This window comes from Mucilaginibacter humi (genome assembly GCF_013087555.1).
Genome location: NZ_JABFCR010000005.1, coordinates 16907 through 40979, shown reverse-complemented (window position 1 = coordinate 40979; position 24073 = coordinate 16907). Strand labels below are relative to the sequence as shown.

At 42.7% G+C, this 24073-nt stretch carries 36 protein-coding genes and 3 pseudogenes; 17 read left to right on the top strand and 22 right to left on the bottom strand.

Annotation, left to right across the window (positions count from 1 at the left end; genetic code table 11):
* Positions 1 to 14: 14 nt before the first annotated feature.
* A complete protein-coding gene (locus tag HK413_RS16045) occupies positions 15 to 374 on the bottom strand; it encodes a hypothetical protein (RefSeq protein WP_246229520.1) in 360 nt (119 codons plus the stop codon).
* A gap of 258 nt (positions 375 to 632) precedes the next feature.
* Here HK413_RS16045 and HK413_RS01850 point away from each other — a divergent pair, with 258 nt between their 5' ends.
* Both HK413_RS01850 and HK413_RS01845 read left to right on the top strand, forming a co-directional pair.
* Positions 633 to 1376: a serine kinase gene (locus HK413_RS01850; RefSeq protein ID WP_246229519.1), complete on the top strand. Its 744-nt coding sequence runs from the start codon at positions 633 to 635 to the stop codon at positions 1374 to 1376.
* Positions 1377 to 1519: 143 nt separating this feature from the next.
* Positions 1520 to 2377, top strand: coding sequence for a sulfotransferase domain-containing protein (locus tag HK413_RS01845; protein ID WP_175268931.1), 858 nt, complete (start codon positions 1520 to 1522; stop codon positions 2375 to 2377).
* Between the two features lie 116 nt (positions 2378 to 2493).
* Here the strand turns inward: HK413_RS01845 and HK413_RS01840 are convergent, their stop codons facing one another.
* The 6 genes and pseudogenes from HK413_RS01840 to HK413_RS01815 form a co-directional block, all read right to left on the bottom strand.
* On the bottom strand, positions 2494 to 3051 hold the full coding sequence (locus HK413_RS01840; protein WP_175268930.1) for an SET domain-containing protein-lysine N-methyltransferase: 558 nt from the start codon (positions 3049 to 3051) through the stop codon (positions 2494 to 2496).
* Between the two features lie 10 nt (positions 3052 to 3061).
* Positions 3062 to 3790, bottom strand: a complete 729-nt coding sequence (locus HK413_RS01835) for an asparagine synthase-related protein (protein WP_246229518.1) — start codon at positions 3788 to 3790, stop codon at positions 3062 to 3064.
* The gene (locus HK413_RS16040; protein ID WP_246229517.1) at positions 3757 to 4023 is read right to left on the bottom strand and encodes a hypothetical protein; all 267 of its coding nucleotides are present in this window, start codon (positions 4021 to 4023) and stop codon (positions 3757 to 3759) included. The genes HK413_RS01835 and HK413_RS16040 overlap by 34 nt, the downstream gene beginning before the upstream one ends.
* 44 nt (positions 4024 to 4067) lie before the next feature.
* The gene (locus tag HK413_RS01830; protein ID WP_175268929.1) at positions 4068 to 4388 is read right to left on the bottom strand and encodes an asparagine synthase-related protein; all 321 of its coding nucleotides are present in this window, start codon (positions 4386 to 4388) and stop codon (positions 4068 to 4070) included.
* Between the two features lie 108 nt (positions 4389 to 4496).
* Positions 4497 to 4825, bottom strand: a pseudogene (locus tag HK413_RS20495) (hypothetical protein); the annotation flags it as partial.
* Entirely contained in the window at positions 4726 to 4935 is a 210-nt protein-coding gene (locus tag HK413_RS01815; RefSeq protein WP_175268909.1) for a hypothetical protein, read from the bottom strand. The pseudogene HK413_RS20495 and the gene HK413_RS01815, both read right to left, overlap by 100 nt.
* 80 nt (positions 4936 to 5015) lie before the next feature.
* Here HK413_RS01815 and HK413_RS01810 point away from each other — a divergent pair, with 80 nt between their 5' ends.
* Complete coding sequence (locus tag HK413_RS01810; RefSeq protein ID WP_175268927.1) at positions 5016 to 5570, top strand: hypothetical protein; 555 nt, start codon at positions 5016 to 5018, stop codon at positions 5568 to 5570.
* Here HK413_RS01810 and HK413_RS01805 read toward each other — a convergent pair.
* From HK413_RS01805 to HK413_RS01795, 3 genes and pseudogenes are all read right to left on the bottom strand, one after another.
* A complete protein-coding gene (locus HK413_RS01805; protein ID WP_175268926.1) occupies positions 5564 to 6181 on the bottom strand; it encodes a 2OG-Fe(II) oxygenase in 618 nt (205 codons plus the stop codon). The two genes, HK413_RS01810 and HK413_RS01805, sit on opposite strands and share 7 nt — an antisense overlap.
* Positions 6182 to 6286: 105 nt before the next feature.
* Positions 6287 to 6430, bottom strand: a pseudogene (locus HK413_RS21810) (lasso peptide biosynthesis B2 protein); the annotation flags it as partial.
* 212 nt (positions 6431 to 6642) lie between these two features.
* Positions 6643 to 6939 carry a PqqD family protein gene (locus tag HK413_RS01795; RefSeq protein ID WP_175268925.1) on the bottom strand — a complete coding sequence of 99 codons (297 nt, stop codon included), beginning with the start codon at positions 6937 to 6939 and terminating at the stop codon, positions 6643 to 6645.
* A gap of 73 nt (positions 6940 to 7012) precedes the next feature.
* On the opposite strand from HK413_RS01795, the gene cysC reads away from it, so the two are divergent.
* The 5 genes from cysC (at position 7013) to HK413_RS21805 (ending at position 9251) form a co-directional block, all read left to right on the top strand.
* On the top strand, positions 7013 to 7504 hold the full coding sequence (gene cysC, locus HK413_RS01790) for an adenylyl-sulfate kinase (RefSeq protein ID WP_246229516.1): 492 nt from the start codon (positions 7013 to 7015) through the stop codon (positions 7502 to 7504).
* Between the two features lie 278 nt (positions 7505 to 7782).
* Positions 7783 to 8208: a response regulator transcription factor gene (locus HK413_RS01785; RefSeq protein WP_246229515.1), complete on the top strand. Its 426-nt coding sequence runs from the start codon at positions 7783 to 7785 to the stop codon at positions 8206 to 8208.
* Between the two features lie 159 nt (positions 8209 to 8367).
* A complete protein-coding gene (locus HK413_RS01780; RefSeq protein WP_175268924.1) occupies positions 8368 to 8844 on the top strand; it encodes a DUF4199 domain-containing protein in 477 nt (158 codons plus the stop codon).
* A gap of 20 nt (positions 8845 to 8864) precedes the next feature.
* Positions 8865 to 9122, top strand: coding sequence for a hypothetical protein (locus tag HK413_RS01775; RefSeq protein WP_246229514.1), 258 nt, complete (start codon positions 8865 to 8867; stop codon positions 9120 to 9122).
* Positions 9123 to 9140: 18 nt separating this feature from the next.
* Positions 9141 to 9251, top strand: a complete 111-nt coding sequence (locus HK413_RS21805) for a VOC family protein (protein WP_394353105.1) — start codon at positions 9141 to 9143, stop codon at positions 9249 to 9251.
* A gap of 62 nt (positions 9252 to 9313) precedes the next feature.
* Here the strand turns inward: HK413_RS21805 and HK413_RS01770 are convergent, their stop codons facing one another.
* The 4 genes from HK413_RS01770 to HK413_RS18955 all read right to left on the bottom strand — a co-directional run bounded on the left by HK413_RS01770 (position 9314) and on the right by HK413_RS18955 (position 12192).
* Positions 9314 to 10198 (bottom strand): pirin family protein, encoded by an 885-nt coding sequence (locus tag HK413_RS01770; protein WP_175268923.1) that lies wholly within the window; start codon positions 10196 to 10198, stop codon positions 9314 to 9316.
* 64 nt (positions 10199 to 10262) lie between these two features.
* Positions 10263 to 11123: a sigma-70 family RNA polymerase sigma factor gene (locus tag HK413_RS01765; RefSeq protein ID WP_175268922.1), complete on the bottom strand. Its 861-nt coding sequence runs from the start codon at positions 11121 to 11123 to the stop codon at positions 10263 to 10265.
* 243 nt (positions 11124 to 11366) lie between these two features.
* Positions 11367 to 11582: a DUF1080 domain-containing protein gene (locus tag HK413_RS18960; RefSeq protein WP_262886729.1), complete on the bottom strand. Its 216-nt coding sequence runs from the start codon at positions 11580 to 11582 to the stop codon at positions 11367 to 11369.
* Between the two features lie 85 nt (positions 11583 to 11667).
* A complete protein-coding gene (locus HK413_RS18955) occupies positions 11668 to 12192 on the bottom strand; it encodes a 3-keto-disaccharide hydrolase (RefSeq protein ID WP_262886728.1) in 525 nt (174 codons plus the stop codon).
* A gap of 151 nt (positions 12193 to 12343) precedes the next feature.
* On the opposite strand from HK413_RS18955, the gene HK413_RS01755 reads away from it, so the two are divergent.
* The 7 genes from HK413_RS01755 to HK413_RS01725 all read left to right on the top strand — a co-directional run bounded on the left by HK413_RS01755 (position 12344) and on the right by HK413_RS01725 (position 18100).
* Positions 12344 to 12961: a hypothetical protein gene (locus tag HK413_RS01755; protein WP_175268921.1), complete on the top strand. Its 618-nt coding sequence runs from the start codon at positions 12344 to 12346 to the stop codon at positions 12959 to 12961.
* Positions 12924 to 13730 carry a hypothetical protein gene (locus HK413_RS01750; RefSeq protein ID WP_217451946.1) on the top strand — a complete coding sequence of 269 codons (807 nt, stop codon included), beginning with the start codon at positions 12924 to 12926 and terminating at the stop codon, positions 13728 to 13730. Before HK413_RS01755 ends, HK413_RS01750 begins: the two co-directional genes overlap by 38 nt.
* Positions 13731 to 14072: 342 nt before the next feature.
* Positions 14073 to 14615 (top strand): hypothetical protein, encoded by a 543-nt coding sequence (locus HK413_RS01745; protein ID WP_175268919.1) that lies wholly within the window; start codon positions 14073 to 14075, stop codon positions 14613 to 14615.
* The gene (locus tag HK413_RS01740; protein WP_217451945.1) at positions 14600 to 15301 is read left to right on the top strand and encodes a sensor histidine kinase; all 702 of its coding nucleotides are present in this window, start codon (positions 14600 to 14602) and stop codon (positions 15299 to 15301) included. Before HK413_RS01745 ends, HK413_RS01740 begins: the two co-directional genes overlap by 16 nt.
* Positions 15302 to 15362: 61 nt before the next feature.
* Positions 15363 to 16943 carry an XdhC family protein gene (locus HK413_RS01735; RefSeq protein ID WP_175268917.1) on the top strand — a complete coding sequence of 527 codons (1581 nt, stop codon included), beginning with the start codon at positions 15363 to 15365 and terminating at the stop codon, positions 16941 to 16943.
* Between the two features lie 2 nt (positions 16944 to 16945).
* Positions 16946 to 17431, top strand: coding sequence for a nucleotidyltransferase family protein (locus tag HK413_RS01730; protein ID WP_217451944.1), 486 nt, complete (start codon positions 16946 to 16948; stop codon positions 17429 to 17431).
* Positions 17432 to 17608: 177 nt separating this feature from the next.
* A complete protein-coding gene (locus tag HK413_RS01725; protein WP_175268916.1) occupies positions 17609 to 18100 on the top strand; it encodes a DinB family protein in 492 nt (163 codons plus the stop codon).
* 2 nt (positions 18101 to 18102) lie between these two features.
* On the opposite strand, the gene HK413_RS01720 is transcribed toward HK413_RS01725, so the two are convergent.
* The 8 genes and pseudogenes from HK413_RS01720 to HK413_RS01710 form a co-directional block, all read right to left on the bottom strand.
* A complete protein-coding gene (locus tag HK413_RS01720) occupies positions 18103 to 18651 on the bottom strand; it encodes a hypothetical protein (RefSeq protein WP_175268915.1) in 549 nt (182 codons plus the stop codon).
* Positions 18652 to 18885: 234 nt separating this feature from the next.
* The gene (locus HK413_RS14390) at positions 18886 to 19200 is read right to left on the bottom strand and encodes a molybdopterin cofactor-binding domain-containing protein (protein WP_217451943.1); all 315 of its coding nucleotides are present in this window, start codon (positions 19198 to 19200) and stop codon (positions 18886 to 18888) included.
* 87 nt (positions 19201 to 19287) lie between these two features.
* Positions 19288 to 19854: pseudogene (locus HK413_RS14385) on the bottom strand (molybdopterin cofactor-binding domain-containing protein); the annotation flags it as partial.
* The gene (locus HK413_RS14380; protein WP_217451942.1) at positions 19842 to 20129 is read right to left on the bottom strand and encodes a hypothetical protein; all 288 of its coding nucleotides are present in this window, start codon (positions 20127 to 20129) and stop codon (positions 19842 to 19844) included. The gene HK413_RS14380 and the pseudogene HK413_RS14385, both read right to left, overlap by 13 nt.
* Entirely contained in the window at positions 20123 to 20422 is a 300-nt protein-coding gene (locus HK413_RS14375; protein ID WP_217451941.1) for a hypothetical protein, read from the bottom strand. Before HK413_RS14375 ends, HK413_RS14380 begins: the two co-directional genes overlap by 7 nt.
* A 38-nt stretch (positions 20423 to 20460) precedes the next feature.
* Positions 20461 to 20943 (bottom strand): molybdopterin cofactor-binding domain-containing protein, encoded by a 483-nt coding sequence (locus HK413_RS14370; RefSeq protein WP_217451940.1) that lies wholly within the window; start codon positions 20941 to 20943, stop codon positions 20461 to 20463.
* Positions 20940 to 21089 (bottom strand): 2Fe-2S iron-sulfur cluster-binding protein, encoded by a 150-nt coding sequence (locus HK413_RS22560; RefSeq protein ID WP_317169193.1) that lies wholly within the window; start codon positions 21087 to 21089, stop codon positions 20940 to 20942. Before HK413_RS22560 ends, HK413_RS14370 begins: the two co-directional genes overlap by 4 nt.
* Positions 21089 to 21406 carry a 2Fe-2S iron-sulfur cluster-binding protein gene (locus tag HK413_RS01710; RefSeq protein WP_317169192.1) on the bottom strand — a complete coding sequence of 106 codons (318 nt, stop codon included), beginning with the start codon at positions 21404 to 21406 and terminating at the stop codon, positions 21089 to 21091. Before HK413_RS01710 ends, HK413_RS22560 begins: the two co-directional genes overlap by 1 nt.
* Positions 21407 to 21958: 552 nt before the next feature.
* On the opposite strand from HK413_RS01710, the gene HK413_RS01705 reads away from it, so the two are divergent.
* Positions 21959 to 23353, top strand: a complete 1395-nt coding sequence (locus HK413_RS01705) for a hypothetical protein (RefSeq protein ID WP_175268914.1) — start codon at positions 21959 to 21961, stop codon at positions 23351 to 23353.
* A gap of 186 nt (positions 23354 to 23539) precedes the next feature.
* Positions 23540 to 24010 carry a hypothetical protein gene (locus tag HK413_RS01700; RefSeq protein WP_175268913.1) on the top strand — a complete coding sequence of 157 codons (471 nt, stop codon included), beginning with the start codon at positions 23540 to 23542 and terminating at the stop codon, positions 24008 to 24010.
* Positions 24011 to 24073: the final 63 nt, after the last annotated feature.

Below are 24073 nucleotides of genomic sequence, written 5' to 3'. Positions count from 1 at the left end.
TTGAAAAAGTTGACTCACCCGCGATACTGATTGCTGTTGTGCCAGTGCAGGGTATCATGATAGGCGGGGTTTTCATAATATTCATAACTTACATTAACCGCCTTGGTCAATACCTCAGAAGATAAAAAATCGGTTAGCTTTTCCCGGTAAATGGTATTTATATAACCGGCATATTGGCCTGCAAGCGACGATAAAAACTGAATTCCGCCAAAAGCGATAATTATTGGAATAATTGTTTCAAAAGCACGATGACGATCGCCAATGGCTTCCAGTAACAACTTCATAAAATATAACGAAACAATAGGCAATAATGCCAGCACACCCTGCAGCGCCATATTAAGCAGTGTTATTTTTTTATCAACTTTCCACAACAAAAAGTGGCGCGTAGAAGGTCGTTACTAAAAGAGGTAATTTTTTGTTTCACAGTACAATAGCAATATATCGGGCCCTAAATGTAACAATAGGTCGATATTCTTTACGGCAGCCAATATACAACACCGTTAGCTTTTTGTGCGGCTTACAAAGTCTATAATCGTTTAAATTATTTACATTCGGCTTAAATTATTTTATAAATGTTTCAATATTGGGGCTTTGGGTTGCTCATTTTATCAGATATAGAGTTTCCAGAATTTATGCCGGCTGATTTTGACAAGCCGGATTTAACTATCACCCTTGGTTCCGTTCCTGAAAGATTGCATGGCGACGATGTAGTAAATAAAGTAAGGGTTTCCATGAGCCCAACCGAATATCTTCAAAAGGTAATTAATGTTGCGTCCTACTACGTAGCAAATGGCAATGAAATACGGATTGATCCCAATCCGGCGGCTGACGAAAAAAGTGTCCGTTTGTTTTTGTTAAGCAATGCTATGGCAGCAGCACTGCACCAACGTAACCTAATACCTTTGCATGCTTCGGCAATATTCCATGAGGATGGGATTGTGTTGTTTTGTGGCCCATCAGGTGTAGGTAAATCAACTACTGTAACTGCCTTGCAGGCAAAGGGGTACAAGGTTTTTTCGGACGATGTATGTGTGTTAAAACCATCGGTTAATAATCCTGACCTAATTATGGCTGTGCCATCATACCCAATGATGAAGCTATGGATAGACAGCTTTAATAAAACAGGGGTACAGATGGCCGGTGAAGAAGATCGCATCAGGCCACATTTGGCTAAGTACGCCCGTTTTTATCATGACGAATATGAAATAGCGCCGCGGCCAATTAAACGTGTATTTATGCTTGATTCGGGCAGCCTTGAGCAACGAGCAATAATAAAAGAAATGTCGACTATAGAATCATTTAGCGCGTTACAGCGCAATACCTACCGGCATGTGCAAATGAATGCGATGAAAAACGAGATTTCCACTTCTCTATAGTTAGTAAATTAACTGCTACCGTACCCGTTTCGCGTATTAGCAGGCCGCAGCATGTAAATACAGTTAATGAAGTTGTTGAATTGGTAGAATCAACCCTGAAGCTTAATGGATAATACCGGGGAAAATACTCCATCAAAAATTGTTTGGCTGGCTTCATATCCAAAAAGCGGCAATACCGGTTCAGGGCGTTTCTTACCGCTTTATTAGGCAACGGCGACCTGAACATTAACCAGATGCGTACAGATGGTATTTTTTCATCAAGACATATTTTTGATGATGCTACCGATATGGACTCAAGTTATTTATATGACGAAGAGGTAAAGCAGTTATTGCCCGAAGTATTTACGCAGGTAGTATCAGAATATACCAAAGAGCGGTTGTTTGTAAAAATACATGATGCTTACACTTTAAATAATGCCGGCATACCTATAGTGCCTGCCGAACCAACCTTATGCGCTTTATATTTTATACGTAACCCGCTGGACGTGGCAGGATCATTCGCCAACCATAACGCCGGCCCTATTGATGAGGCTATACACACCATGAATAAACCCCGTGGCACATTGGCTAAACAAAAACGCCCGATAGGCGAAGTAAATACCAACAACCAATTTGCCCAGTTAATGCTTAGCTGGAGCGGCCATGCAGAAAGCTGGACTGCACCCGAAGTTCCTTTCCCGGTGATGGTATTACGCTATGAAGATATGCTGCACGACCAGTTGAACACCTTTAGTAAAGCCGTAGCCTTTATGGGCCTTGATAAAACACGCGAACAAATTGAAAAAGCGATTTTTGAGAGCCGCTTTGAAAAATTGAAGGAGCAGGAAAAAGAAAAAGGTTTCATGGAAAAGAACCGCAATACCGAATCATTTTTCCGCAGTGGCAAGGCAGGTGGTTGGATGAATGAGTTAACACCAGAACAGGTAAAATCTATTGTCGATAACCACCGCGAGGTGATGGAAAAATATAATTATCCGATACCTGATTTGGCGAATAAATAACTTCCTTAATTATCACTAAGAGGAGTTTCTTTATTCGCTGCTTGTAACTGTCTTTTAGCTTTAGCTACTTTTTCTAAGGCGTTAGTTTTTTGGATATTTTTCCAAAAAATCGCGCACTAAAAATATTTATCGCCATAGGTAACAAATATCTCTTCGTCTTTCTCAATTCTGCGGCGAGCTTTTATGGTAAAGACTTCAGTTTTAAAATTTAAATTTTGTTTGGTGTTTGGCGTATCAGCATGATTATATATTGAGCCCAACCCCAGCGCAAGGTATTGAAATGCGCCATGCCTTTGGCATTCAACACAGGTACACCCACGGTTACCCCAGGCATAATCTTTAATAGTTGGGTCTGTTGGGTATGCGCTTCTCCATTGCATTTTCAACAACTTACATTCCTCAATAAATTCACCTTCTTCAATAATTTCTTTAGCAAAAACACCATACCCATGTACGGGCGATCGGCGTACCTCAACTTTAGTTGAATGGCCCTTGATAACATCCGGGAGTTCAAACTGTGGCCTGCAAAGCGTAGCATCATCTTTTTTATTTAAAAACTGTTCGGCATCTTTGGCAAACACTACATCATCAGCACTAAAAACAAGCTGCCTGTTTTTAAGCTCGGGGTGCGCTTCTAATAATTTTGCCAGATCATTTTTTAAAGATTCGTTCATTTTTAACGATTTATATTTCGCCCTTAGCGTGCTTTTCTAACCACCTGAAGATAGTTAAATTCATTCTTTTTTCTTTTAAAGTTGCCGGTTTAATAAACGGGTTGCCTTTAAGTGTTCTAATCATTTCGTCAACTAACGCCTTTGAGCGCTCTTGTTTTGCTTTTATTACAGCCTCATCAGTAATTGGCTCCTTATAAGGTGCCATACCGCCTTGTTTATCATCGCGTTCTAAAACTTCCGGTGGCAAGTATTTGCTTAGTGCTTTCCGGTAAGCCGTACGGTACAACGTCCCTTCGTACTTTAAATAATTGGGCATTGAAAGATAGTATTGTACCAATCGTATATCCGCCATCGGGAAACGCGGCTCAAAACCAAAATACAGGCCATACCGGGTTTCGCTTTCCATACGTGCAGGCAAATGATAACGCAAAAAACGTTGTTTTTGATAATGCCTGTAGCTTTTAAACTGATCAATAACCAAGGGATGAAGCCAGCTTATATCACCTTTTTCTTTAATAGCTTTGGCAGGTACGTTAAAGATCTTTAAAGCTGTTTTTATATGTTTGTTATATAAGCCAAGCTTGTTTTTTAACAGGTGTAACTTATACCGAATATTATGCGGGACAAGAGGATCAAGCTTGTGGAAGCCCGGAAATTTACGTTTGGCAAACAGGTATTTAAAGTATTGTTTTTTATCCGGGTAGTCTAAATAATAATACTTACCCCGGTAGGTAACCATTTCATCGCCGGGGAAGCCGGAAAGCAGCGTACGTATACCTTCTTTTTTGCAGCTTCGCGTATAGGTATTTGCCAGTGCTGCTCCCAGTTGTCAAGGCCCGAGTTTACATCCAGCATAAAATCAATATCTGAAAAAATATGTTCAGGAGGGGATGAAACGGTGTAAATGGCCTTCTCAATATGGTTAAAATTAATTACAGCATCTATCCAGGTTCGTTCGCTTTTTTGCAGCATCTCCTCATTGGTAATGTGCGGGGGTATGGTGTTTGATATCGTAATTAAACTACGGCCTTCTTTTTTAAAATATGTGACGCCACACCGGTAATACCCGATGAATCCATGCCTCCGCTCAGTTCAACACCTATGGGATAGGCAGTACGTAACCGGCATTTAACGGCAGTTTCAAAATGGTGCAATAAAGCGTCATAATACTCTTGCCGGGTATCAAATTTAATTTCGGTATCCGCGTCAAGGTGCCAATACTGTTTTAATAAAGGTGTTTTGCTTTCGAGATCTAAAGTAAGCGTATGTGCAGGTGCCAGCCGGTGTATGTGTTTATATAAAGTTGTATCCACCCTTTGCTCAGACGCGCGGAACATTTGGTTATATAAAAATTGGGTATTTATAGACTTGTCGATTTCGGGCAAGGCAAGTAAACCCTTTATTTCAGATGCGAAGGCGAAATAATTATCGTCCTGGTAATAAAAAAACGGCTTGATACCTATTTGATCGCGGGCGCAAAAAGTTGTTGGGTCTTATCATTCCAAACAGCAAAGGCAAAATCGCCAATAATATGTTTAACACAATCTTCACTATATTTTTCATATAGCAATAGTATTAAGCTGCTATCAGGCAATTGTTTTTCTTCAGATGAGTTTAAACCTAAAAGCAGATACAATTCATCACGGTTATCAATCCGGGCATCGGCAGTAATAGCTAACCCGCTTTCAGTTTTAAAAAAGGCAGCTTTTCGTTTAACGATTCGGGCGTGTTGTAAAGCATTAAATGACCAAGACCAACAATAGTGTTGCTCCACACCCCTGTAGCATCGGCATTCCAATGGTTAAGTTTATCTTGTACTAATGAAAGATTTTTGGGAGAGACCGCAATTCCTTTAAAATTCAGCTTACCATATATAGTACTCATTGCCGTAAAAGTAACAAAAACTATAAGTTTGAAGCGGTTATTTATTAAACCTGTATATTATTGATTATTTTGGAACCTAAATGATAAACGCCGAAAATAATTTTAAAGAAAAGGGTTTTATGATGGTGAATGGATTGACCGATACCACCTCGCTTTATAGGTTTATTAATAAACTGGTTGATTTGGGAAAAGGGCGAAGTGACCAACAGGTACCGGGTGCTGTAGGATTTTATAAAAACCCGTTGTTTGAGAAATTATTAGAAAATTTGTTGCCGGCGATAGAGCAACATACCGGATATTCATTATATAAAACTTACAGCTATGCCCGCAAATACAATACAGGTGATGAACTTAAACGGCATTTAGATAGGCCGGCATGCGAGGTTACTGTAAGCTTATGTTTGGGCAATGATGATAAGCCCCGGCCTATATACGTGCGCGATAAAGATAAAAACAAACATTGCTTTGAGATGCGGGCCGGCGATGCGGTAATATTTAAAGGCGTTGAGCTAATGCACTGGCGCGAACCCAATATATACGGCCCTTGCGCTAACGCTTTTTTACATTATGTAAACCAGCAAGGCCCGTACGCTGACCAAAGGGATGACCTGAAAAATGCCAAAGGACATTATTGAGCTGCAGGGACAGCCTCTTCTTGTTCTGCTTTTTTCCATATCCAGCCATTTAAAGTAAAACGGCCATGCTCAAATTGCCCGCTGGGGCAATTTACCGGGTGCACCGCGTGCAATAAGGACGAGTTAAAGAAAACAATGGAGTTATTATTCGGCTCGATAATTAACGGCTTGGGTTTGTTATGTAAAAACAACAGCTGCCCACCGGTAAACTCGCGCGGTATAGAGTGGAAATAATATACAAAGGTTATTACCCTGTTTTTTAATTGGCCGGCACCGTTATCGATATGGGGTTTATAAAACTCACCATGGTTATGGCTGGTAAGGTGCATTTCGATATGGCCAAATTCAAAAGGCTCTATATTTAATTGTTGTGCTATATCAGGCACCTGCGCCTTTATTTTCTGTGCAAGTAATTTATAATAATCTTTAAAGTATATGGGAAGTAGCGAGTTGGAGTGCCTCCATTTTTCGTTTACCATGCCCTTACCATCTTTACCAACCGTTTGGGTATGCTCAAACGCTTCCTTTTGCAACAAAGCATGTGCATAAAGCCCGGCGTTATCTTCGGGTACTAAAAAATCATTAAAAATAAGGCAGGAGTTGTTTTCCATCGGGATATGAGCTTTAAGAAAAAAAAGCGTTTACATGAAACTGGGTAAGGTCCATATTGCCTGATATGACGTTATCATTTGGGGTTTTTAGCCGTGGCATGGCCTTCATATTTTTCCCCGTTTTTTAAACCCGATATAAAGAGTGCTGGGTATATTTCGGCGGCGCAATAATATTTTACCCGTAAGTGCCAGCGTGTAGCATTCGGTTTTCCAAAGCGCATACCTATCGCATAACTTTAAGGTATGGTAAGTTTTTTTATTTGTATTATTTGCTCAGGTGTCAGTTCAATTTCGGGCCGTACATTGGTTTTGCCCAACCAGCCCATTACTTTTTTAAAAGGCAAAAAACTCAACGTAAAGCGTACCCAAGCCGACGTAACCAAAGCTTCGGCAAACAGTAATTTGCTTGCCCCGGCATGTCAAACGCAGTTTTTATTTTACGTAAAAGCTTCATTTTTTAATTACCCGGTAACTACTATCATATCCTGTTTAAGCATGCGCTGTACAAATTCGTTAATTTCTGTTTTTAACTGTGCTTCATCAGCATCATATAGTTCGCCTACTTTGGTAACTAACTCATCAACCCGTGTAGGCTCTGTAAGCAAGTTCCATATATCGCTCCCTACGCTGTTAACGCCAATATAATCACCGTTATCGGTGTTCATCATTACAATTTCTTCACCTAAGGCACTCGCCAAAAATTTAGTCTCGTTTCGCTGTATTAATGATGTTTCGGTTATTTTCTGGGGTTTGCTCATTTAGATATGATTAGAGGGCAAATATTACTATTTATTTTAATATTTTAGGCGTTAATTATAATACTATAAACCAATGCCGACAAATGACGTTAGCCAAAACTTGTTTGCACAAACAACTAAAGTTACACGTGCGCAACGGGAGGGGCTTAACAACCACAAGGCGTTTACCTTGTGGTTTACAGGGTTATCGTCGTCGGGTAAATCAACGATAGCCGCCGAACTGGAAGCCCGCCTTTTCAAAGCTGGATACCGCACCTATATTTTAGATGGGGATAATACGCGCCTGGGTGTTAACAGTGATTTGTCCTTCTCTGTAAAAGACCGTTCTGAAAATATCCGGAGAGTGGCACAAATAAGCAAACTTTTTAATGAGGCAGGAATTATTGTAATTGCTTCGTTTATAGCGCCCTTTAAAAACGATCGCGATGCCTCCCGTAATATTATTGGAGAAGACAGTTTTATTGAGGTTTTTATTGATTCAAGCCTTGAGGTTTGTAAAATGCGCGACCCAAAAGGTTTATACAAACAGGCGCTGGCCGGAAAATTGAAGATTTTACAGGTATAGGCAGCCCCTATGAGGCTCCTCTTTCCCCGGATATTCATTTACATACCGATGCAACCTCGCCCGATGAATGTGTCAAAGTTATAATTGACTGGCTTAACAACACCAACCGATATAAGTTATAGCGGCCAATAATTTCAACGGTATGTTCATAATAATTGGTGAGATAATCTAAAATTATGATAAATTGCATTTGGGTAAATGCAAAACTTCATCCCATGATTCTTGGAGCGATCATTAAAAATAAACAGAATATACTGTATGGGGTATCCCTTGCCTTGTTGCTGTTTTTATTAAAATGGCTGGAGTGGCGCTTTCTGATTATTAACCATGCTTTCGAAATTTATGCCGGTGCCATAGCGCTTATTTTTACCGGCCTTGGTATATGGCTTGCTATAAAACTAATAGCGCCCAAAGTAAAAACGGTTATAGTTGAAAAACAGGTGTTTGCCGGTGCTGATTTTATTTTAAATGAGGCCGAACTAAACCGGCTGCGCTTAAGCCCCCGCGAACTGGAAGTTTTACAATTAATAGCCGACGGTTTAAGCAATCAGCAAATTGCAGAAAGGCTGTTTGTATCATTAAACACTATCAAAACCCATACATCCAATCTGTTTTTAAAAATGGAGGTAGAACGCCGTACACAGGCTATCGAAATGGCCAAACGGTTAGGCCTGATACCCGACGCGCATCATACTTTAGTGTGATAATAGCCGGTTTTTTAAAAATCACCCAAAAGTATGACTAAAAACACAAGCCATTAATTCAATTTTGGGGAGGATTTAAACTTAAACAATAGAAAGAATGAAAAAGATAATTTGGATTTGCGGAGTTATAGCCGGTGCTATAAGCATTGCCTGGGGGTATTGTGCGAAGGGCTGTTTAGCGATAGCCTGAGCCTTAACACCCGGATGATTTTTGGGTACGCTACAATGATATTGGGCTTTTCGCTGATTTTTGTGGCTATTAAAAACTACCGGGATACCTATAACAACGGACAAATTACTTTCGGCAAAGCGCTTGGTATTGGCCTTTGGATAACGCTTATTGCGTCTACTGTGTATGTGGTGGTTTGGATGATCTACTACCAATATTTCGTCCCGGATTTTGGGGATAAGTACCAGGCACAGGCCGTTGCCGAAATGAAGGCAAGCGGGGTAAGCGCCGCTGAAATACAAAAGCAATCGGCAGAAATGGCAGCAATGATGGCGAAATACAAAACAAATATTGCCTATAGGGTGATGTTTACCTATCTTGAAATTGCGCCTGTAGGCATTGTAATATCATTAATAGCTGCGGCTATACTTAGGCGCAATGTTAAACCAGCTATAGTTAACGCATAATTAAAATATAACAGAGTAATATGAAAAAAGTAACAGGTATAGGCGGCGTATTTTTTAAAAGTAATGACCCGAAAGCAATGAATGAATGGTATGCAAAAACCCTCGGACTGCCGACGGGTGAATACGGGACAACGTTTGACTGGCTGGATGCCGAAGAACCGTCGAAAAAAGGATCTACATCATGGTGTGCGTTCGCGGAGAACACGAAATATTTCGATCCGTCGGTAAAACCTTTTATGATCAATTATCGCGTTGAAAACCCGGGTTGCGCTGGTTGATGAGTTAAAAAAGACAATGTGACCATTGTTGATGAAATAGCGGAGTACGACTATGGCAAATTCATTCATATCCTCGATCCCGAAGGTAATATTATTGAGCTTTGGGAACCGAAGGATGAGAATTTGTAATAGATAGCATTATTCATTTATGTAGCGATGGGTACTTAACCCATCGCTACAATATTGCCGGCTTATTTTTTAATGAATGTGGGATAAGGTACAAATTCCCTATCGTCTCCCTTTATCTTATCAAATGTTTGCGCAATCCATTTTTGTTTGGCTGCGTTTATCAGTTCCTTATCGCTGGCTACAAAATTCCAATCTATAAATCTCTCTTCTGCAAAAGGTTCTCCGCCAAACAAGTATATCGTGCTGTTTGCTGCTATGGTAAATTCGCACAACGAGCTGTCTTTGGCTACCAACAACTGTTTTGCGTGGTAAATATTTCCTTCGCTTTCTATCTGCCCTTCCAGTATATACAGGCCCGCTTCGCCATAAAGCTCATGCCCAATATTAACAGTTTGCGTGGTCTTACTTTTAATCTCCAGCATAAATAGTTTGCTGTACACCGGCACAGCAGATTTATGGCCAAATACTTCGCCGGCCACTAATTTAAATTGCAGGTCGCCGTTTGTCCATGCAGGCAATTGTGCGGCGTCAATATGGAAAAATTCCGGAGCCATTTGTTCCAGCTCTTTGGGTAATGCCACCCAAATTTGTAAGCCATGCAGCGTTTGATCCTCATGGCGCAGATATTCAGGCATGCGCTCTGAGTGAACGATACCTTTCCCTGCGGTCATCCAGTTTACCGCGCCTGGTTTTATCTCTACAACATTACCCAAAGTATCCCGGTGCACGATGCAGCCCTCAAATAAAAAGGTAAGCGTAGAAAGGCCAATATGCGGGTGCGGCAGTACATCAAAGCTTTGGCGTTCGGTTAGTTTTACGGGCCCCATATGGTCAATAAAAATAAAAGGACCAACCATCCTTTTTTCGCGGAACGGCAATAAGCGGCCAACCATAAAGTTGCCAATGCTGGCCGCTCTTTCTTCAATGATGAGACTGATATTAGACATAACCGTAATTAATTGCTTTACAAGGTAAAGATAAACAGGCTAAACTAACTTTAGGCGATTTTTATTAGTCTAAGTACGATATCAACACCCGGCTGCTCCGGCTTTCGCGAAGCCTTGCCAATGCCCGGTCTTTGATCTGCCGTACCCGTTCGCGGGTGAGGTGGTACATTTCGCCAATTTCTTCCGTGCTGTGGGCCTGTTGATTTCCCAGTCCAAAAAATAAGGACAATACATCTCTTTCTTTTTCAGGAAGTACACGCATGCTGTTAGAAACTTCAATACTTAATGATTCATTCATCATCTCCTTATCAGTTCCGGGCTCAGCGCTTTGTAGTACATCCAGCAGCGTATTATCTTCCTCGGCAGAAAACGGCGTATCATAAGAAAGATGCTTGCCTGAATTAGCTAAAGAATTGGTCACCTTTTCAACAGTTGTTTCTAACTCTTCGGCCAGCTCCTCAGGTGTTGCCTGTCTTTCATATACTTGTTCCAGCCTCGAAGCAGCTTTAGCTATTTTCGACAGGTCGCCAACCTGGTTCAAAGGTAGCCGCACCATGCGCGACTGCTCGCCAATGGCCGACAAAATGGACTGACGGATCCACCATACCGCGTACGAAATAAATTTAAAACCCTTAGTTTCATCAAAACGTTTTGCCGCTTTAACAAGGCCAAGGTTACCTTCATTAATCAGGTCGCCGAGCGTAAGGCCCGAGCTTTGATACTGTTTTGCAACCGATACAACAAACCGCAGGTTCGCGGTTGTTAGTCTTTCCAGCGCAGCCTGGTCGCCCTCCCTGATCTTTTGTGTAAGCGTCACTTCTTCCCGGGGCGTAATCATCGGGATCTTTGCTATGTCAGACAAATATTGATTTAACGACGCCGTCTCACGATTGGTGATCGACTCACTTATTTTAAGCTGTCTCATTTATAAATCTTTTTTAAGTGAATGCTAAAGATCCGGTGCCTTAAGATGCGCGATAAGCAAAATAAACTCTCCTGGAGATTGCAGCGAATTGCTGGGTGCTTGCGAAGATAGGATTAAAAAAATCTTTAACGTACAAAGATACGCACTAAAGTAAAAAATAGTGTTAACTGGATGTCAAGAAGTTACATTGGGTAAATGCGCAGATAATTTGAATGTAAAACAGAAGTTTCTGAGTTATTGATTTTACCGCTCTTCAACCGGCAATTGTTTAATCTCAATATTCCTGAAATCAACCGGCTGGCCTTCGCTTTGCAGGGCTATATAGCCGTTGCTTAGCAATTTGCCGTCCACTTTATATTTAGGATCGTATCCTGTTGCTACGCCGCCGCCAATGGTGGGTTTTGAGTATTGCAGCACGGTATCGCCATTAATAATATGTGTAATTAGTTTACTACCCAAAACAATCAGTTCGCCTTTTACCCATTGATCGCCATCATAAGTTTTTGAGGTGGAGTTAATGCAATGATCGGGCGATACCCGGCCCTTATAAACAACATCGGTTCCCCGGCGAACACATGTTACCTGTCGGCCTCGGTTTGCCGTCGCCAAGGCCGCCCAACAACTGCATCTCGATAGAGATAGGCCAGTCCCGGTTTTTTAGCATAGTGCGCGGGTCCTGCGAGTGGAACATCACACCGCTGTTCAACAAAGTATAACTGGGCGCACCTTCTTGCTGTTTACCAACAAAACGATACTCGAAGCGTAAATGGAAGTAAGAAAACGGTGTTTTATAATATAAGTGGCCAAACTGATCGTCAAACTTCCCGTATCGGTCGTACCTGATCTTAATGATACCATCCTCAACCCTAAAGGTATTCCCAAAATTTTCGCCCGTTTCATGATGATTGATCTTAACGGTCCAGTCGTTAATATCTTTACCATTAAAAAGCGTCTTCCAGCCCTTGTTGGCATTGTTGTCGGTTAGCTCTTTAGCTCCACCACAGCCTAACAGCAGGCACCCGGCTAAAATTAAAGTATAACGGGTTTTGGTAATTAAAGACAGGTTCATGTTTATTGATTTGGTTGGCTAAATGTAATTATTGAGATTGGTGATTACAACTAACCCACTAACGCATACAGGTAATATTTGTCTTACCAATAAAGATAATCTTTCTTTTTATACGAAAATATTTACATTTACGTGCAAGCACCGCTATATCATGCCCAAGCCGTTTTTGTTTAAGATTAAGCTAACCACTCTTTTACTTTTTGTTTGTGCCGCATTAAAAGCCCAGAACAGCCAAATAAGGCAGGCATTTGATTTTCCGACCAAAGAGGTGTATGATCTTCTTGTGGACAGGCATGGTTTTGTATGGGTAGCCAGCGATTATGGTATAGCGCGCTACGATGGCATTAACTGCGTCCATTTTAGCAGCCCGCTTCAAATTTCTTTAGGGTGTACCAATTTACTGGAAGATAACTACGGCCGCATCTGGTTTAACAATTTCAACGGGCAGATCTTTTATATCGATCATGAAACGGTAACGCTGGTAAAAAGCTATAACTATATAAACGAGAGTAATTTTCCCGTGCTTGCGCTGTTCCACGACCAGCTTTTAGCAACTTCGGATAAGGGCCTTTTTGTACTGGACACGCGAACCTTAACAGGCAGGTATATCAGCCCGGGCACTTACACCTCCAGCCTGGCGGTATTAAAAGACCGTGTGTTGGTTAATGGTAATAAAAACTGGTATTCGTATAAAACGGGTACCGGACTAAAAAAGCTGGCTTATAGCGGTGATGCCCGCCCCGGGCAGTGTTTACATAGTAGCGCCTAACACTTATAAAGATACGGTGTACATGATGGCTAATCCTGCCGGCGTGGTTAAAAAGCTGTTGCTGCAAAACGATACAGTTAAACAGCATGGGCAACTTAAATTTAACGGCTTTATCAATACGCTCTCCATCACCTCCGCTAACCAATGGATCAACACCAATGATGGCAGTTATTCGTTAAAAAATGGAGAGAAAATAAGTGGGTATAATTTATCCGATATCGTAACCGACACGGAAGGTAACCGGTGGTTTAGCAGTTTGTTCTACGGATTGCTTATTCAACCCAAAAAAGATTTCGCCAATAAAACTGTTATCCCGGCTTTAGCTGACAACGACCTGGTGGTAAGTATCAGAAGTTACAAAAACCAATTATTACTGGGTACCCAACAGGGTTACCTGATGCTTTATGACCCGGTTTCCAAAAACATCGGCTTTAAACTCAAGGTATCCCCAGCCGCCGGATCTATTTATAATATTACAGCTATTAGCCCGGACGAATATATCGTAGGTTGCGCTATCACTACCTATAAAGTGAATATACCGGCCCAAACGGTTACAGAACTGGTTAGCATTAAAACGGTAAAGCAACTCAGTTACGATGATAAAGCCGTTTATGTTGCATCTACCAGCGGTGTGTTTATACTGCCAAAGGAAAAATCAGAACAGTTAAACAAGCAGCTTGGCGCCGCGTTTGGCCAGTGTTTAAATACAGCCCGGCCGATAATTATTTTTCCTGCGGCAGCGCAGCCGCGCCATTGCCTATTTCCCTGATCAGGCTGCCTTGTTCGTAACCTTTAAAAACAAACTGTTTAAAATCGACAAAAATGGTATGAACCCGTTTTTGTTCAACAGCAACGAAGTGTATGCCGCCTCATTAGCCTGCGTAGATCACCGGCTCTATATCGGTACTATCAGTAACGGCCTGTTGGTGGTCGAAAAAAACGACGTCAAACATATTTCAGCCCAAAACGGCCTGTTTTCCCGGTCAATATTCAAGCTTAAACCAACCGGCAATAATTTATGGATCCTTGGCTCGGGGCCGTTACAGCTATTTAATACGCAAAAAGTATCCTGGTTGACAATTATACGTTTCCCGACCGCAGCGCATCGCAGGTGTTTGATCTTGACCTTGCCGGCCAGCGCATCTACTTAGCTACCCCGGCAGGACTGGAGAACTTCCCGCTGGTAAAAAACGCGGATGATAAGCGGCTAAAAAACTATCTCTTATCTGTTAAGGTCAACAATCAAACAGCAACTAACGACGATAGTCATAAATTAGCCTATACCGAAAACAATGTCCTGTTTAACATTGGGGTGCCAGCTTATTTAAAAGCCAAAGACATTTATATAAAATATTGCCCGGCAACTAAAACTGACAGTAGCTGGCTAACCACCGAACCCGGCGAGCGTGCCATCCGCTTCTCTTCATTAATGCCGGGGAGCTATAACTTTAAAGCCATAGCTGTTGACCCCCGGCTGGGCGTGGCGGACACCATGATAAGCTATGATTTTACCATAGCCGAACCCCGGTGGGGCGGGATAGGCTTTAAAATAGTTTTAGGTTTTGTGTTCCCGGCCGTTATTTTATATGGTTACGTAACAATGCTGCGTAAAAGACTGGCGTTAAAAAAGCATTTGATATGCAACAGCAATTGATACTGACTGAAAGACAAAGAATAAGCGCTGAAATGCATGACGATATTGGCTCGGGAGTATTTGCTATTCATTCGTTTGCCCATGCGGCCGGCAAAAAAGAAAATGCCAGCCCGGAAATAGGCGAGATAGAGAATATGGTAACTGATCTTTCTGTAAAGATCCGCGATGTTATCTGGAGCACTAATGTGGGGTACGACAACCTGGAGAACCTGTTTTATTATACTTATATACAGATCAATAAACTGTTTGAGCATTCTGAAATAGAGCTTGTATATGAGTTGCCCGAAGATATTATTGATTTAAAGATTACCGGGTTGAGCCGGAGAAACATCTACCTGTTGGTTAAAGAATTGGTACATAACGCCATCAAGCACTCTAAAGCAAAAACGATAGAAGTAAAAATGTTCACCGACGGGCAAACGCTCCATATTGCTGTTAATGATAACGGCGTAGGGATAAATCCAGATAATGCCCGGCCAAACGGTATGGGGCTTGGGAACATCAGGCAAAGGGTTGAAAAATTTAAGGGCACCATTTCGACAGAAAATAACAAGGGCGCTCATATCAGCATTCAGATCCCCCTCAGCGAATTGCAAGTTGTTGAATTTGACAAAAAGCTAAATAAATGGCAGTTGTTTATAACAAGGCTTTTAAGGATCCCGACAGATACGGCGGGGGAGAAATAGGGCGATAACAAGGCCGGATGTAATTGTAACCATCAATAACTATTCATAGCTTTATAGCGCCGTGAAGGAGATAACTGACATAGTAACCGCTTTTAACGAAGCCGATAAGCAGGGCAAAAAAACCGCCCCGGCTACGGTAGTTTTGGTTGAGGGTTCGGCGTATCGCCGGGCAGGCGCGCGCATGTTAATTACCGAAGACGGCCAGCTTACCGGCGCCATAAGCGGCGGCTGTTTAGAAGGCGATGCATTACGAAAAGCCCGACTGGTAATACTGCAACAGCAGCCCATGCTGGTAACTTATGATACTACCGACGATGATGATGCGAAGTTGGGTATTGGTTTGGGCTGCAATGGAATCATCCATATCCTGATAGAGCCCATTACTCCGCAGGCAAACAACCCCATAAACTTATTAAAGGCAATAGTAAATAACCGCAAGCCGGCAGTGCTGGTAACGCTGTTTTCTGTAGATGACCGTAAAGCGTTGCAGCCCGGTACTTGTTTATGTCTGACGGAAGATGATCAGCTGATAAATGGAGTAGCCAACGCGCCCTACTTTAATTTCCTGCAAAGCGATGCACAGAGGGCCTTAAAAGATCAGCGGTCGGCAAATAATACCTATGCGGGTGATGTGACCTACACCGGGTTTGTCGAGTACGTACAACCGGTGATCTCTCTGGTAGTGATAGGTGCAGGTAACGACGCCATCCCCCTGACAAAAATAGCGGCTGTACTGGGTTGGAATATTACGGTTATTGATGGCCGTAACAACTATGCCCTGCCTGAACGGTTTCCATCAGCTGCAAAAGTAATAACTGCCCGGCCGGAACAGGTGCTAAACCATATAGAACTAAACGAGTGGACCGCCTTTGTGCTAATGACCCACAATTATATTTATGAGCTAAACCTGTTAAAAGAACTGTTGCCACTCGCCCTTCCTTACGTTGGTATCCTCGGTCCTAAAAAGAAACTGGAACGGATGCTGAGTGAACTCGAAGACATTGGCCCCAAAATAACTCCCGAACAACTCGACAAAATTTATGGACCTGTAGGGTTGGATATCGGGTCGGAAGGGGCGGAAGAAATTGCCTTGTCGATAGTCGCCGAAATTAAGGCGGTGCTGTCTGCGAGAAACGGCTTATCATTGCGCAACAAATCTGTGGCAATTCATACACATATGCAGAATAGCCTCAGATGTTGTGTTTTTACAGCTTTGTGTACGGTATTGTTTTTTGTACAGCCCTGCACAGCGCAAACCACAAAACAAGACCTGGTAGAAGCCTTTTTGAGAGATGTAGTCAATGTAAATATAACCAGCGAAGCCCTGATGAAAAAGTATATGTGCCCTGCAAATGCAGCTACGCAACAAGCTTTTGATCTTGAACTATACCGGCTAAGGATGAAGATGCTCGGGCAATCAAAAAAGGTAACTAACCATTTGAGTGAATACCTGAAACCCTACAACGATCTGCCCGGAAAAGAACAAGATCTATCAATAAACAAAGCTGATGAAAACAACGTTTTCAGTTTTAAAGGCGAGCAGGGTATTGCCTTCCTGGTATTAGTTAAAAATGATAAGATCGCATCATTTACAACCATGCAGAAAGGAAATGCACGGGTTTTTATCACCTGGTGTAATTAAGTATGACAGCGTTAATTATACTGGCAGCGGGCGCATCAAGCAGGTTAGGTTTCCCAAAGCAAACGCTTTTGTATAAGGGCCGTACCTTGTTAGAGATAGCAATTGAGGCCGGCTTAAAATCTAAATGCCAACAGGTTACCGTAGTATTAGGTGCCAATGCGGATAAGATAGAACCCGGTTTGCAGGACTATCCAATCAACATCATCCATAACGACGGTTGGGAAGCGGGTATGGGTTCGTCCATCGCGTTAGCAATAAATACGCTACAAGAAGATAAGGCTATAAAACAGGCCGTTATTATGCTTTGCGACCAGCCCTTTGTTACCGGCCGCTTGATTGCCAGCCTGCTTTATAAACAACAGGAAACCAACAAAAAGATCATTGCTTGTACCTATAAAGACACCATTGGCGTACCTGTATTGTTTAACCGCTCGCTGTTTAATGAGCTGGCTTTACTACAGGGCCGGGAAGGTGCAAAAAGGTATTGAATGCCCATCCAGATGATATTGCCATTATCCCTTTCGAAAAAGGCGGGGTGGATATTGATACCGTTGCCGACTATGAAGAGCTGCTAAGGAACTCGTGATTTGTTTACTTTATGCCGATAAAACTATTGCTGTAAACCCCTTAATTTGAGCCTACTTAAATAACCAAACCCAACAACCATGGATCAACAGCAATTATTCGTAAAAATGGCCGTCGACGGCTGGAACCAGCAACTAAAATTCACTAATGATACCTTAGATAAGATCTTGGACGAGGAATTACTTAACGAGATATCGCCAGGTAAAAACAGGGGTATTTATTTGCTTGGGCACTTAGTCGCTGTGCATGATTTGATGTTGCCGCTACTTCGTTTTGAAGAAGCCTTATATCCGGAACTTGTACAACCTTTTATAAAAGCACCCGATAAAACAGTTGCCGATCTGCCACCGGTTAGTCAATTAAGGGAGCAATGGAATATTGTAAATGATAAACTTGCAGCGCATATTAACAACTTATCACCAGCTGATTGGTTTACCCGCCATAATAGTGTATCTGAAGAAGATTTTGCAAAAGAGCCACACCGTAACCGCCTTAATGTATTGATGGGGCGTACCAGTCACCTGGCTAACCATCGGGGGCAAATAGTATTGTTGGTGCCAAAAAGCAAATAACTTTAACTTGCTCTTAGTTGTTTTGCTATCTTTTTTATAAATAGATAATTGGCCGATCCGCCGATTACTGCACCTACTACGGGTACCAATCGGCGGGCGGTTTTTGAGCCGAGATTTAGCAGCAGTTTTTCTGCCACTTCTTCCATAATATTTTTAGTTACCGTTACGCCGGCATCTACTTTTAGGGATGAGGCCACTATCTTAAAGAAATCACCAAACTGTAACTTGTAACGGCCAGTTTGGTGGTAGTGTATAGCAAGGGTTACCCTGAATTGCTGTGTTATAAGGTTAACCAGATCAAGCGGGACACCGACCAGCATAGTGGCAAAACCACCGGCACCTGCCATGGCACCGCTGCCGGCTGCTAACAGGGCGCGCTGGTTGATAAACTTATCAATGCCCTGCTCATCCACTCCTTTTTTGATGGTGAGCGGGTTAATATGATTGTAAATATTTTTAAAACCGCCCCGGGCAAGGTTCTTAAAACCCTGCCGGGCATCGGCCTTAAATTTATCCAGATTAAAATTTGGTAACAGTGGTATGGTGCTCATGGTATTAACAACGTTTATTAATAGTTGCTATTACCGTGCCATAATAATTACTTCCTGCTACCTAATTAATTGTCATCTCGACCAACGGGAGAGATCTATACACCGTATAAGTCGTCAACCTGTCTTCGTATAGATTTCTCGCTCTGCTCGAAATGACAATTGGCTTCTATGCCTTCTCAAACTCAAACGGCAATTTCCTATATCTTATACCTGTCGCTGCAAACACCGCGTTACCTACTGCCGGTGCAATTGGCGGCAGGCCGGGTTCGCCCGGCCGGTTGGGGCATCGTCTGACGGCACGAACTTTACGATCACTTCTAACGGCGCATGCTTCATCCGCAGGAATTTATAGGTATTAAAGTTCTTCTGCTCAACTGCGCCCTTATCAAACGTAACCTTGCTGAACAGCGCATGGCTCAACCCATCTATAATAGCGCCTTCCACCTGTGTTTCTGCACCACTTTGGTTAACTACACGGCCGCAGTTAATGGCGCTGTAAACTTTGGTTACGCGCAGTTTGCCGTTCTTCATCTTGGTAACCTCGGCCACGTGAGCAGCATAGGTGCTGAACGAATAATGCGCCGCGAAGCCCGTAGGTATTCGGCTTGCGGGGTTTGTTCCAGCCGCTTATGTCTGTTACCGGTCTATTACGCTTTTATATTTTACCGGATCATAACTTAAACCTTTGCCCACCGGCTGATTCTTCCCTTTTTCTATTAGCTCTAAACGTAACGCAATCGGATCCTTTTTCATGGCGTGGGCCAGCTCATCCAGAAAACACTCATCAGCAAAAGCTACCGAGTTTGATGTAGGCGCGCGCCACGGACCAGTTTGGATATTGGTTTTCAAACTATGGTTATCCGCCCGGTAATTGGCAATACTCGCTGCCGGGAAACCATCGGGCTTACCTGCCGAACCACCCGCCAGCACTGCACCGTTAAAATGCCAGGCAGCAATTTCGTTAGTGGTTGGGTTAATAGCTGCGCGATATTTGAACATGCTTGCCGGGCGGTAAAAATCGCCCTGCATATCATCCTCGCGCATCCATAACATTTGTACCGGTACTTTGGCAGCCTGCGATATTAATGCGGCTTCCACGCCGTTATCCGACTGCAATTTTCTTCCAAAGCCGCCGCCCTGCCGCGGCATGCCAAGTGTGATGTTAGCTTCTGGTATATTCAATGCACGTGCTACATCGCTGCGTAAGCGTGATGGTACCTGTGTGGGGCCGTAAAGTTCTGCCTTATCGCCTTTAACATCGGCAAAAAGTTAAGCGGCTCCATATTGGCATGCGATAGCGCGGGCACCTCGTAAGTGGCCTCTATCACTTTAAAATCTTTATTAGCTAACGCGACTTCAACATCGCCGTCATTACGGCCGGGTTTATCGCTATTGTTGCTTAATAATTCAGCAAACGACGCGTCATGCTCGTGTGTGCTTTCCAGTTTGCTGGTATCTTCCCATTCCACTTTCAGCACGTCGCGGCCTTTTTTGGCAGCCCGGTATTAGTTGCCAGCACGGCGACTACATTGTGTGCCTGTACCACATTTTTAACGCCGTTTACCTTACGGGTTTCAGTATCATCAAATGATTTCAGGGTTTTACCAAACGCCGGCGGCCGGGCAACTATAGCAAACAGCATACCTTCGCGGCGGGTATCAATACCATAAAGCGGCTGACCGGTGATGATCTTATGGTTATCAATATTATGTACCCGGGTACCTATTATTTTAAAATCTTTAGGGTCCTTTAACGTAACATTGGTTGGCACCGGCAGGGTAGCTGCTTTTGCAGCCAGCTCGCCGTAGGCTAATTTTTACCTGTTGGTTTATGGATCACGAAGGCGTTCTCGGCGGTACACTCGCTTTCGGGTACGCCCCATTGTTGTGCAGCCGCGGTTATCAGCATTTGCCGGGCTGTTGCGCCTGCAGTGCGGATTGGCATATACCTGCCGCGTACCGCGCCGCTACCACCAGCTACTTGTGCACCAAATTTGCTTGGGTCAAGCGGAGCCATTTCTACATGCACCTTATCCCATTGCACATCCAGTTCCTCGGCTAATATCATGGGCAGGGCGGTTTTTACACCCTGGCCTATCTCCGGGTTGGGCGACATCAGCGTAACCAATCCGCTTGCATCAATTGATACATAGGCATTTGGCGAAAATATCGTATCGGCCAAATGCGTTGCCGGGCTGGCATCCGCCAGTAACTGGAACCCGAACATTACGCCGCCGCCGGCTATGGCGCTTACTTTTAAAAAGTGGCGCCTTGAAAATCCTTGCTCGCTCATTTCGTTGTCGCTCCTTTCTTAGCTGCTAAGTGTATAGCCTTTCGGATGCGGTAATGTGTGCCGCAACGGCAAATATTGTTCATCGCTAAATCAATATCATCATCAGTAGGGTGCGGGTTCTGTTTTATCAGCGCCGCGGCAGCCATTATCTGGCCGCTTTGGCAATAGCCGCATTGCGGTACGTCCATCTCGCTCGGGCCTGTTGCACCGGGTGTGTGCCTTCCTTGCTCAATCCCTCAATGGTCGTGATCTTCGAGTCTTTAACCTCCGACACCTGCAACTGGCAGCTTCGCGTAGCGAAGCCGTTAAAGTGGATAGTACAGGCGCCGCATTGTGCAATGCCGCAGCCAAATTTTGTACCCACCAGGTTTAAATGATCGCGCAATACCCACAGCATCGGGGTATCGGGGTCGGCATCAACAGTAAGCACCTTATTGTTGACATTCAGTTTATAAGTAGCCATATTAAGATCGTTTAATTATTGCTAACAGTAAAGCTATTGGTAATTTATTTACCATGCAAGGGGTTGTTGGCTGATGTGTAAAATGTTACAAGGGGGTAGCGGTTGTACAGGTGAACCAGGGAGGTAGATGGGCGTTTCCCGCTGATAGAAGCGGGCCAGGCTTTTCGTTCATACGCCCTCGAGGCATTAGGCGCGGCCTTGCGCTTATGCCCTCGCCTGGCAGGTACCCACTTCAATCCTTAACGCGGCCGCCTCACCCGCCTCCGTAGGAGTCCTTCGGACCCGTCATTGTGAACAAGGTACGCGTGTGCGATCTCTACGCGATAGGTAAACGTGCTGCCCGGCGCGCAGAGATAGCTACGCTCCGCTCGCTATGAAGTGATGGTAAAGCTTTTTTATGACAGTATCTCGCGCCAGATAGGTACTATTTTAAAATAATATTTGCTAATATCTAATAGTTTAATATCTTGCCTAACAATACCGGTACCTAAACCGTATAAGTTAATAACTTTAACCTTATCGCATGAAAAAGAGTTTCCTCGCAAAAAACTATTGTTTAAACTTTCTGCTGTGTTGCTAACCTGCCTGGTGCTGTTTGTAATACATAGTTGTAAAAAGAATTTTAACGGAAATGATGCCGACGCGCAAATTACCGACCCGGAAGTGCTCAATGCCAAAACATGGTATGAGGAAACATATCCGATTAATAGAATTGATAAATCGGGCCTGCAAACTAATGGCGTGCAGGAAGTTGACGTGAGCCAAAAAATTAAACCCGATTGGCAACGGCCATCGCATTATAAAAGATTTAACGATGATGTAATTGAGATCCCGCTTGATCCCTCGGCTAAATTTAACGCGGTGCTAAAAAATACCGATTATAATAAGGAGCTTAACACGCCCGAACAAAGTCGCAGTTCGTTTTTAATGCTAAAAAACAACGGGAAGTATGACGCTTATATAATGACTATTATAGGCGATGCGGATTATTTAAAAGGCGATGTAGCTAAACTGGCCCGTAATACTTACAGTAAACGCGATACTAATTTTAGCGGCCTGGTATTTTATTTTACTCCAAAGGGGCGTTACTTAAGCGGGTACCGTTATAAAAACGGGCACCAGCTAAAACCGCAGCAGGCATCGTTACAGCGCACACAAAATGTAAAACTAAAAACCAATAACAATATTGGCATAGAGTGTTATGATATTATTACCACGATAACAACAAATGGCAGGGTAACAGATCAATACGTGTCAAATTCGTTTTGTATTGTATATGAAGGTGGAGAGGATCCGCCGCCCAGCGGAGGCGGCTCTTCTTCTGGCGGCAGCGGTGGTAATAATTCACCGGTACCGCCGCAGTGCCCGCCGGGCACCGTTGTAAACTCTGTACATTTACAAGTTAATGGCAATGCGCCACCGGGGGAAGAACCCACAGATGGGCCGGGTGATCCGGGTTTCCCGCCGCCGACGCCACCATCAGAGCAGCAATGTATGATAAGTATTCCGGTTCCGGATACGGCGGCGTCTGAAGTATTTAACAATCTTACAAACCCGGTTAAACCATGTGCATTAAAATTCAAAAACGTCACATCTAATTGGATGGCTGTCGGAGTTTCTGGGTATAAATTAGGAATCCAAGACAATGTATTTGGAACCAAATTTATAACCTTTAATTTGCAAATTGGGATGCCAAATACGGTTAGTATACAACAAGCTCAAGCTGCAACTGCGGCAGCAATGTTAGTAGCCGAAGCTACCATAGCAAATACTCATGGGGTAGACTTTTTTTTAAGCGCGGGCGCTCAACCTAAATATTCTAAAGAATTTGCTACTATTGTACAAGCTCAATTAATAGTTGAATTAAATTTACCCAGTGTACAAGTGCAAAACTCAATTTCCCCAGGCGTACGAATAATAACTTATGCAGACAACAATTGCAATTAGCATAATAGAGTAATATTTATTGAGGATGGACATACATCAGTTACTAAAAATAATATATGATTATTACCCGAAAGGCATTGATTTAAATAGTCCTGAACTATTAGAAAATCCTGTTTATTCAAAATTAATTAAGTTGTGCATAGATGCTTCAAATAATAGAGTTATATGGAATAGTTTTTAAACAACTTGAAGAAAGATTTGAATGTGGAGATAACAGAATTTGTCTTTTTGGAGCAATTAAATCCATCATTTATAGCAGTTTTTATAGTCAATGATTATGCAGACACTGGGTTATCAAACTATCAACCATGTCAATTGGTTTTAAAAATAAGTGCACTTGCACCTGTTTATTCGATACATTTCGATAACTTAATCTCTGATTGGAGCAAACGAATAGTTCGAGTTAATTCGATAAATGAAAAAGAATTGTTTGTATTTGATAAAATTGAAGAAAACATACAAAAATATTATGCTAAATTTTCAATTATAGATAGTTCTAAAGATTTTCAGATAGTAAATGAACTTGGGAATATTAGTATTTCAAATACAAGAAAACCATATTTGGATGAGTGTCTCTTTGGCCTTTACCTAAGCTTTCATCCTCATAACATCTTTGACGACAGATTTAAGTCTAAAGAATATGAAATAGTTTTTTGACTGATAGAATAATTGGGTTATTGACACTCCTGATCGGAGTTTAGCGTCGGCATAACTTCGAGC

Excerpts from the sequence above, each read along its gene's own strand:
- HK413_RS01850 (WP_246229519.1), top strand. The coding sequence starts at position 633 with ATGCCGGCTGATTTTGACAAGCCGGATTTAACTATCACCCTTGGTTCC.
- HK413_RS01840 (WP_175268930.1), bottom strand. The coding sequence starts at position 3,051 with ATGAACGAATCTTTAAAAAATGATCTGGCAAAATTATTAGAAGCGCAC.
- HK413_RS01835 (WP_246229518.1), bottom strand. The coding sequence starts at position 3,790 with ATGGTTACCTACCGGGGTAAGTATTATTATTTAGACTACCCGGATAAA.
- HK413_RS16040 (WP_246229517.1), bottom strand. The coding sequence starts at position 4,023 with ATGCTGCAAAAAAGCGAACGAACCTGGATAGATGCTGTAATTAATTTT.
- HK413_RS01830 (WP_175268929.1), bottom strand. The coding sequence starts at position 4,388 with ATGTTCCGCGCGTCTGAGCAAAGGGTGGATACAACTTTATATAAACAC.
- HK413_RS01815 (WP_175268909.1), bottom strand. The coding sequence starts at position 4,935 with ATGAGTACTATATATGGTAAGCTGAATTTTAAAGGAATTGCGGTCTCT.
- HK413_RS01810 (WP_175268927.1), top strand. The coding sequence starts at position 5,016 with ATGATAAACGCCGAAAATAATTTTAAAGAAAAGGGTTTTATGATGGTG.
- HK413_RS01805 (WP_175268926.1), bottom strand. The coding sequence starts at position 6,181 with ATGGAAAACAACTCCTGCCTTATTTTTAATGATTTTTTAGTACCCGAA.
- HK413_RS01795 (WP_175268925.1), bottom strand. The coding sequence starts at position 6,939 with ATGAGCAAACCCCAGAAAATAACCGAAACATCATTAATACAGCGAAAC.
- cysC (WP_246229516.1), top strand. The coding sequence starts at position 7,013 with ATGCCGACAAATGACGTTAGCCAAAACTTGTTTGCACAAACAACTAAA.
- HK413_RS01775 (WP_246229514.1), top strand. The coding sequence starts at position 8,865 with ATGAAAAAAGTAACAGGTATAGGCGGCGTATTTTTTAAAAGTAATGAC.
- HK413_RS01770 (WP_175268923.1), bottom strand. The coding sequence starts at position 10,198 with ATGTCTAATATCAGTCTCATCATTGAAGAAAGAGCGGCCAGCATTGGC.
- HK413_RS01765 (WP_175268922.1), bottom strand. The coding sequence starts at position 11,123 with ATGAGACAGCTTAAAATAAGTGAGTCGATCACCAATCGTGAGACGGCG.
- HK413_RS18955 (WP_262886728.1), bottom strand. The coding sequence starts at position 12,192 with ATGAACCTGTCTTTAATTACCAAAACCCGTTATACTTTAATTTTAGCC.
- HK413_RS01755 (WP_175268921.1), top strand. The coding sequence starts at position 12,344 with ATGCCCAAGCCGTTTTTGTTTAAGATTAAGCTAACCACTCTTTTACTT.
- HK413_RS01750 (WP_217451946.1), top strand. The coding sequence starts at position 12,924 with ATGCCCGCCCCGGGCAGTGTTTACATAGTAGCGCCTAACACTTATAAA.
- HK413_RS01740 (WP_217451945.1), top strand. The coding sequence starts at position 14,600 with ATGCAACAGCAATTGATACTGACTGAAAGACAAAGAATAAGCGCTGAA.
- HK413_RS01730 (WP_217451944.1), top strand. The coding sequence starts at position 16,946 with ATGACAGCGTTAATTATACTGGCAGCGGGCGCATCAAGCAGGTTAGGT.
- HK413_RS01725 (WP_175268916.1), top strand. The coding sequence starts at position 17,609 with ATGGATCAACAGCAATTATTCGTAAAAATGGCCGTCGACGGCTGGAAC.
- HK413_RS01720 (WP_175268915.1), bottom strand. The coding sequence starts at position 18,651 with ATGAGCACCATACCACTGTTACCAAATTTTAATCTGGATAAATTTAAG.
- HK413_RS14370 (WP_217451940.1), bottom strand. The coding sequence starts at position 20,943 with ATGAGCGAGCAAGGATTTTCAAGGCGCCACTTTTTAAAAGTAAGCGCC.
- HK413_RS22560 (WP_317169193.1), bottom strand. The coding sequence starts at position 21,089 with ATGGCTGCCGCGGCGCTGATAAAACAGAACCCGCACCCTACTGATGAT.
- HK413_RS01710 (WP_317169192.1), bottom strand. The coding sequence starts at position 21,406 with ATGGCTACTTATAAACTGAATGTCAACAATAAGGTGCTTACTGTTGAT.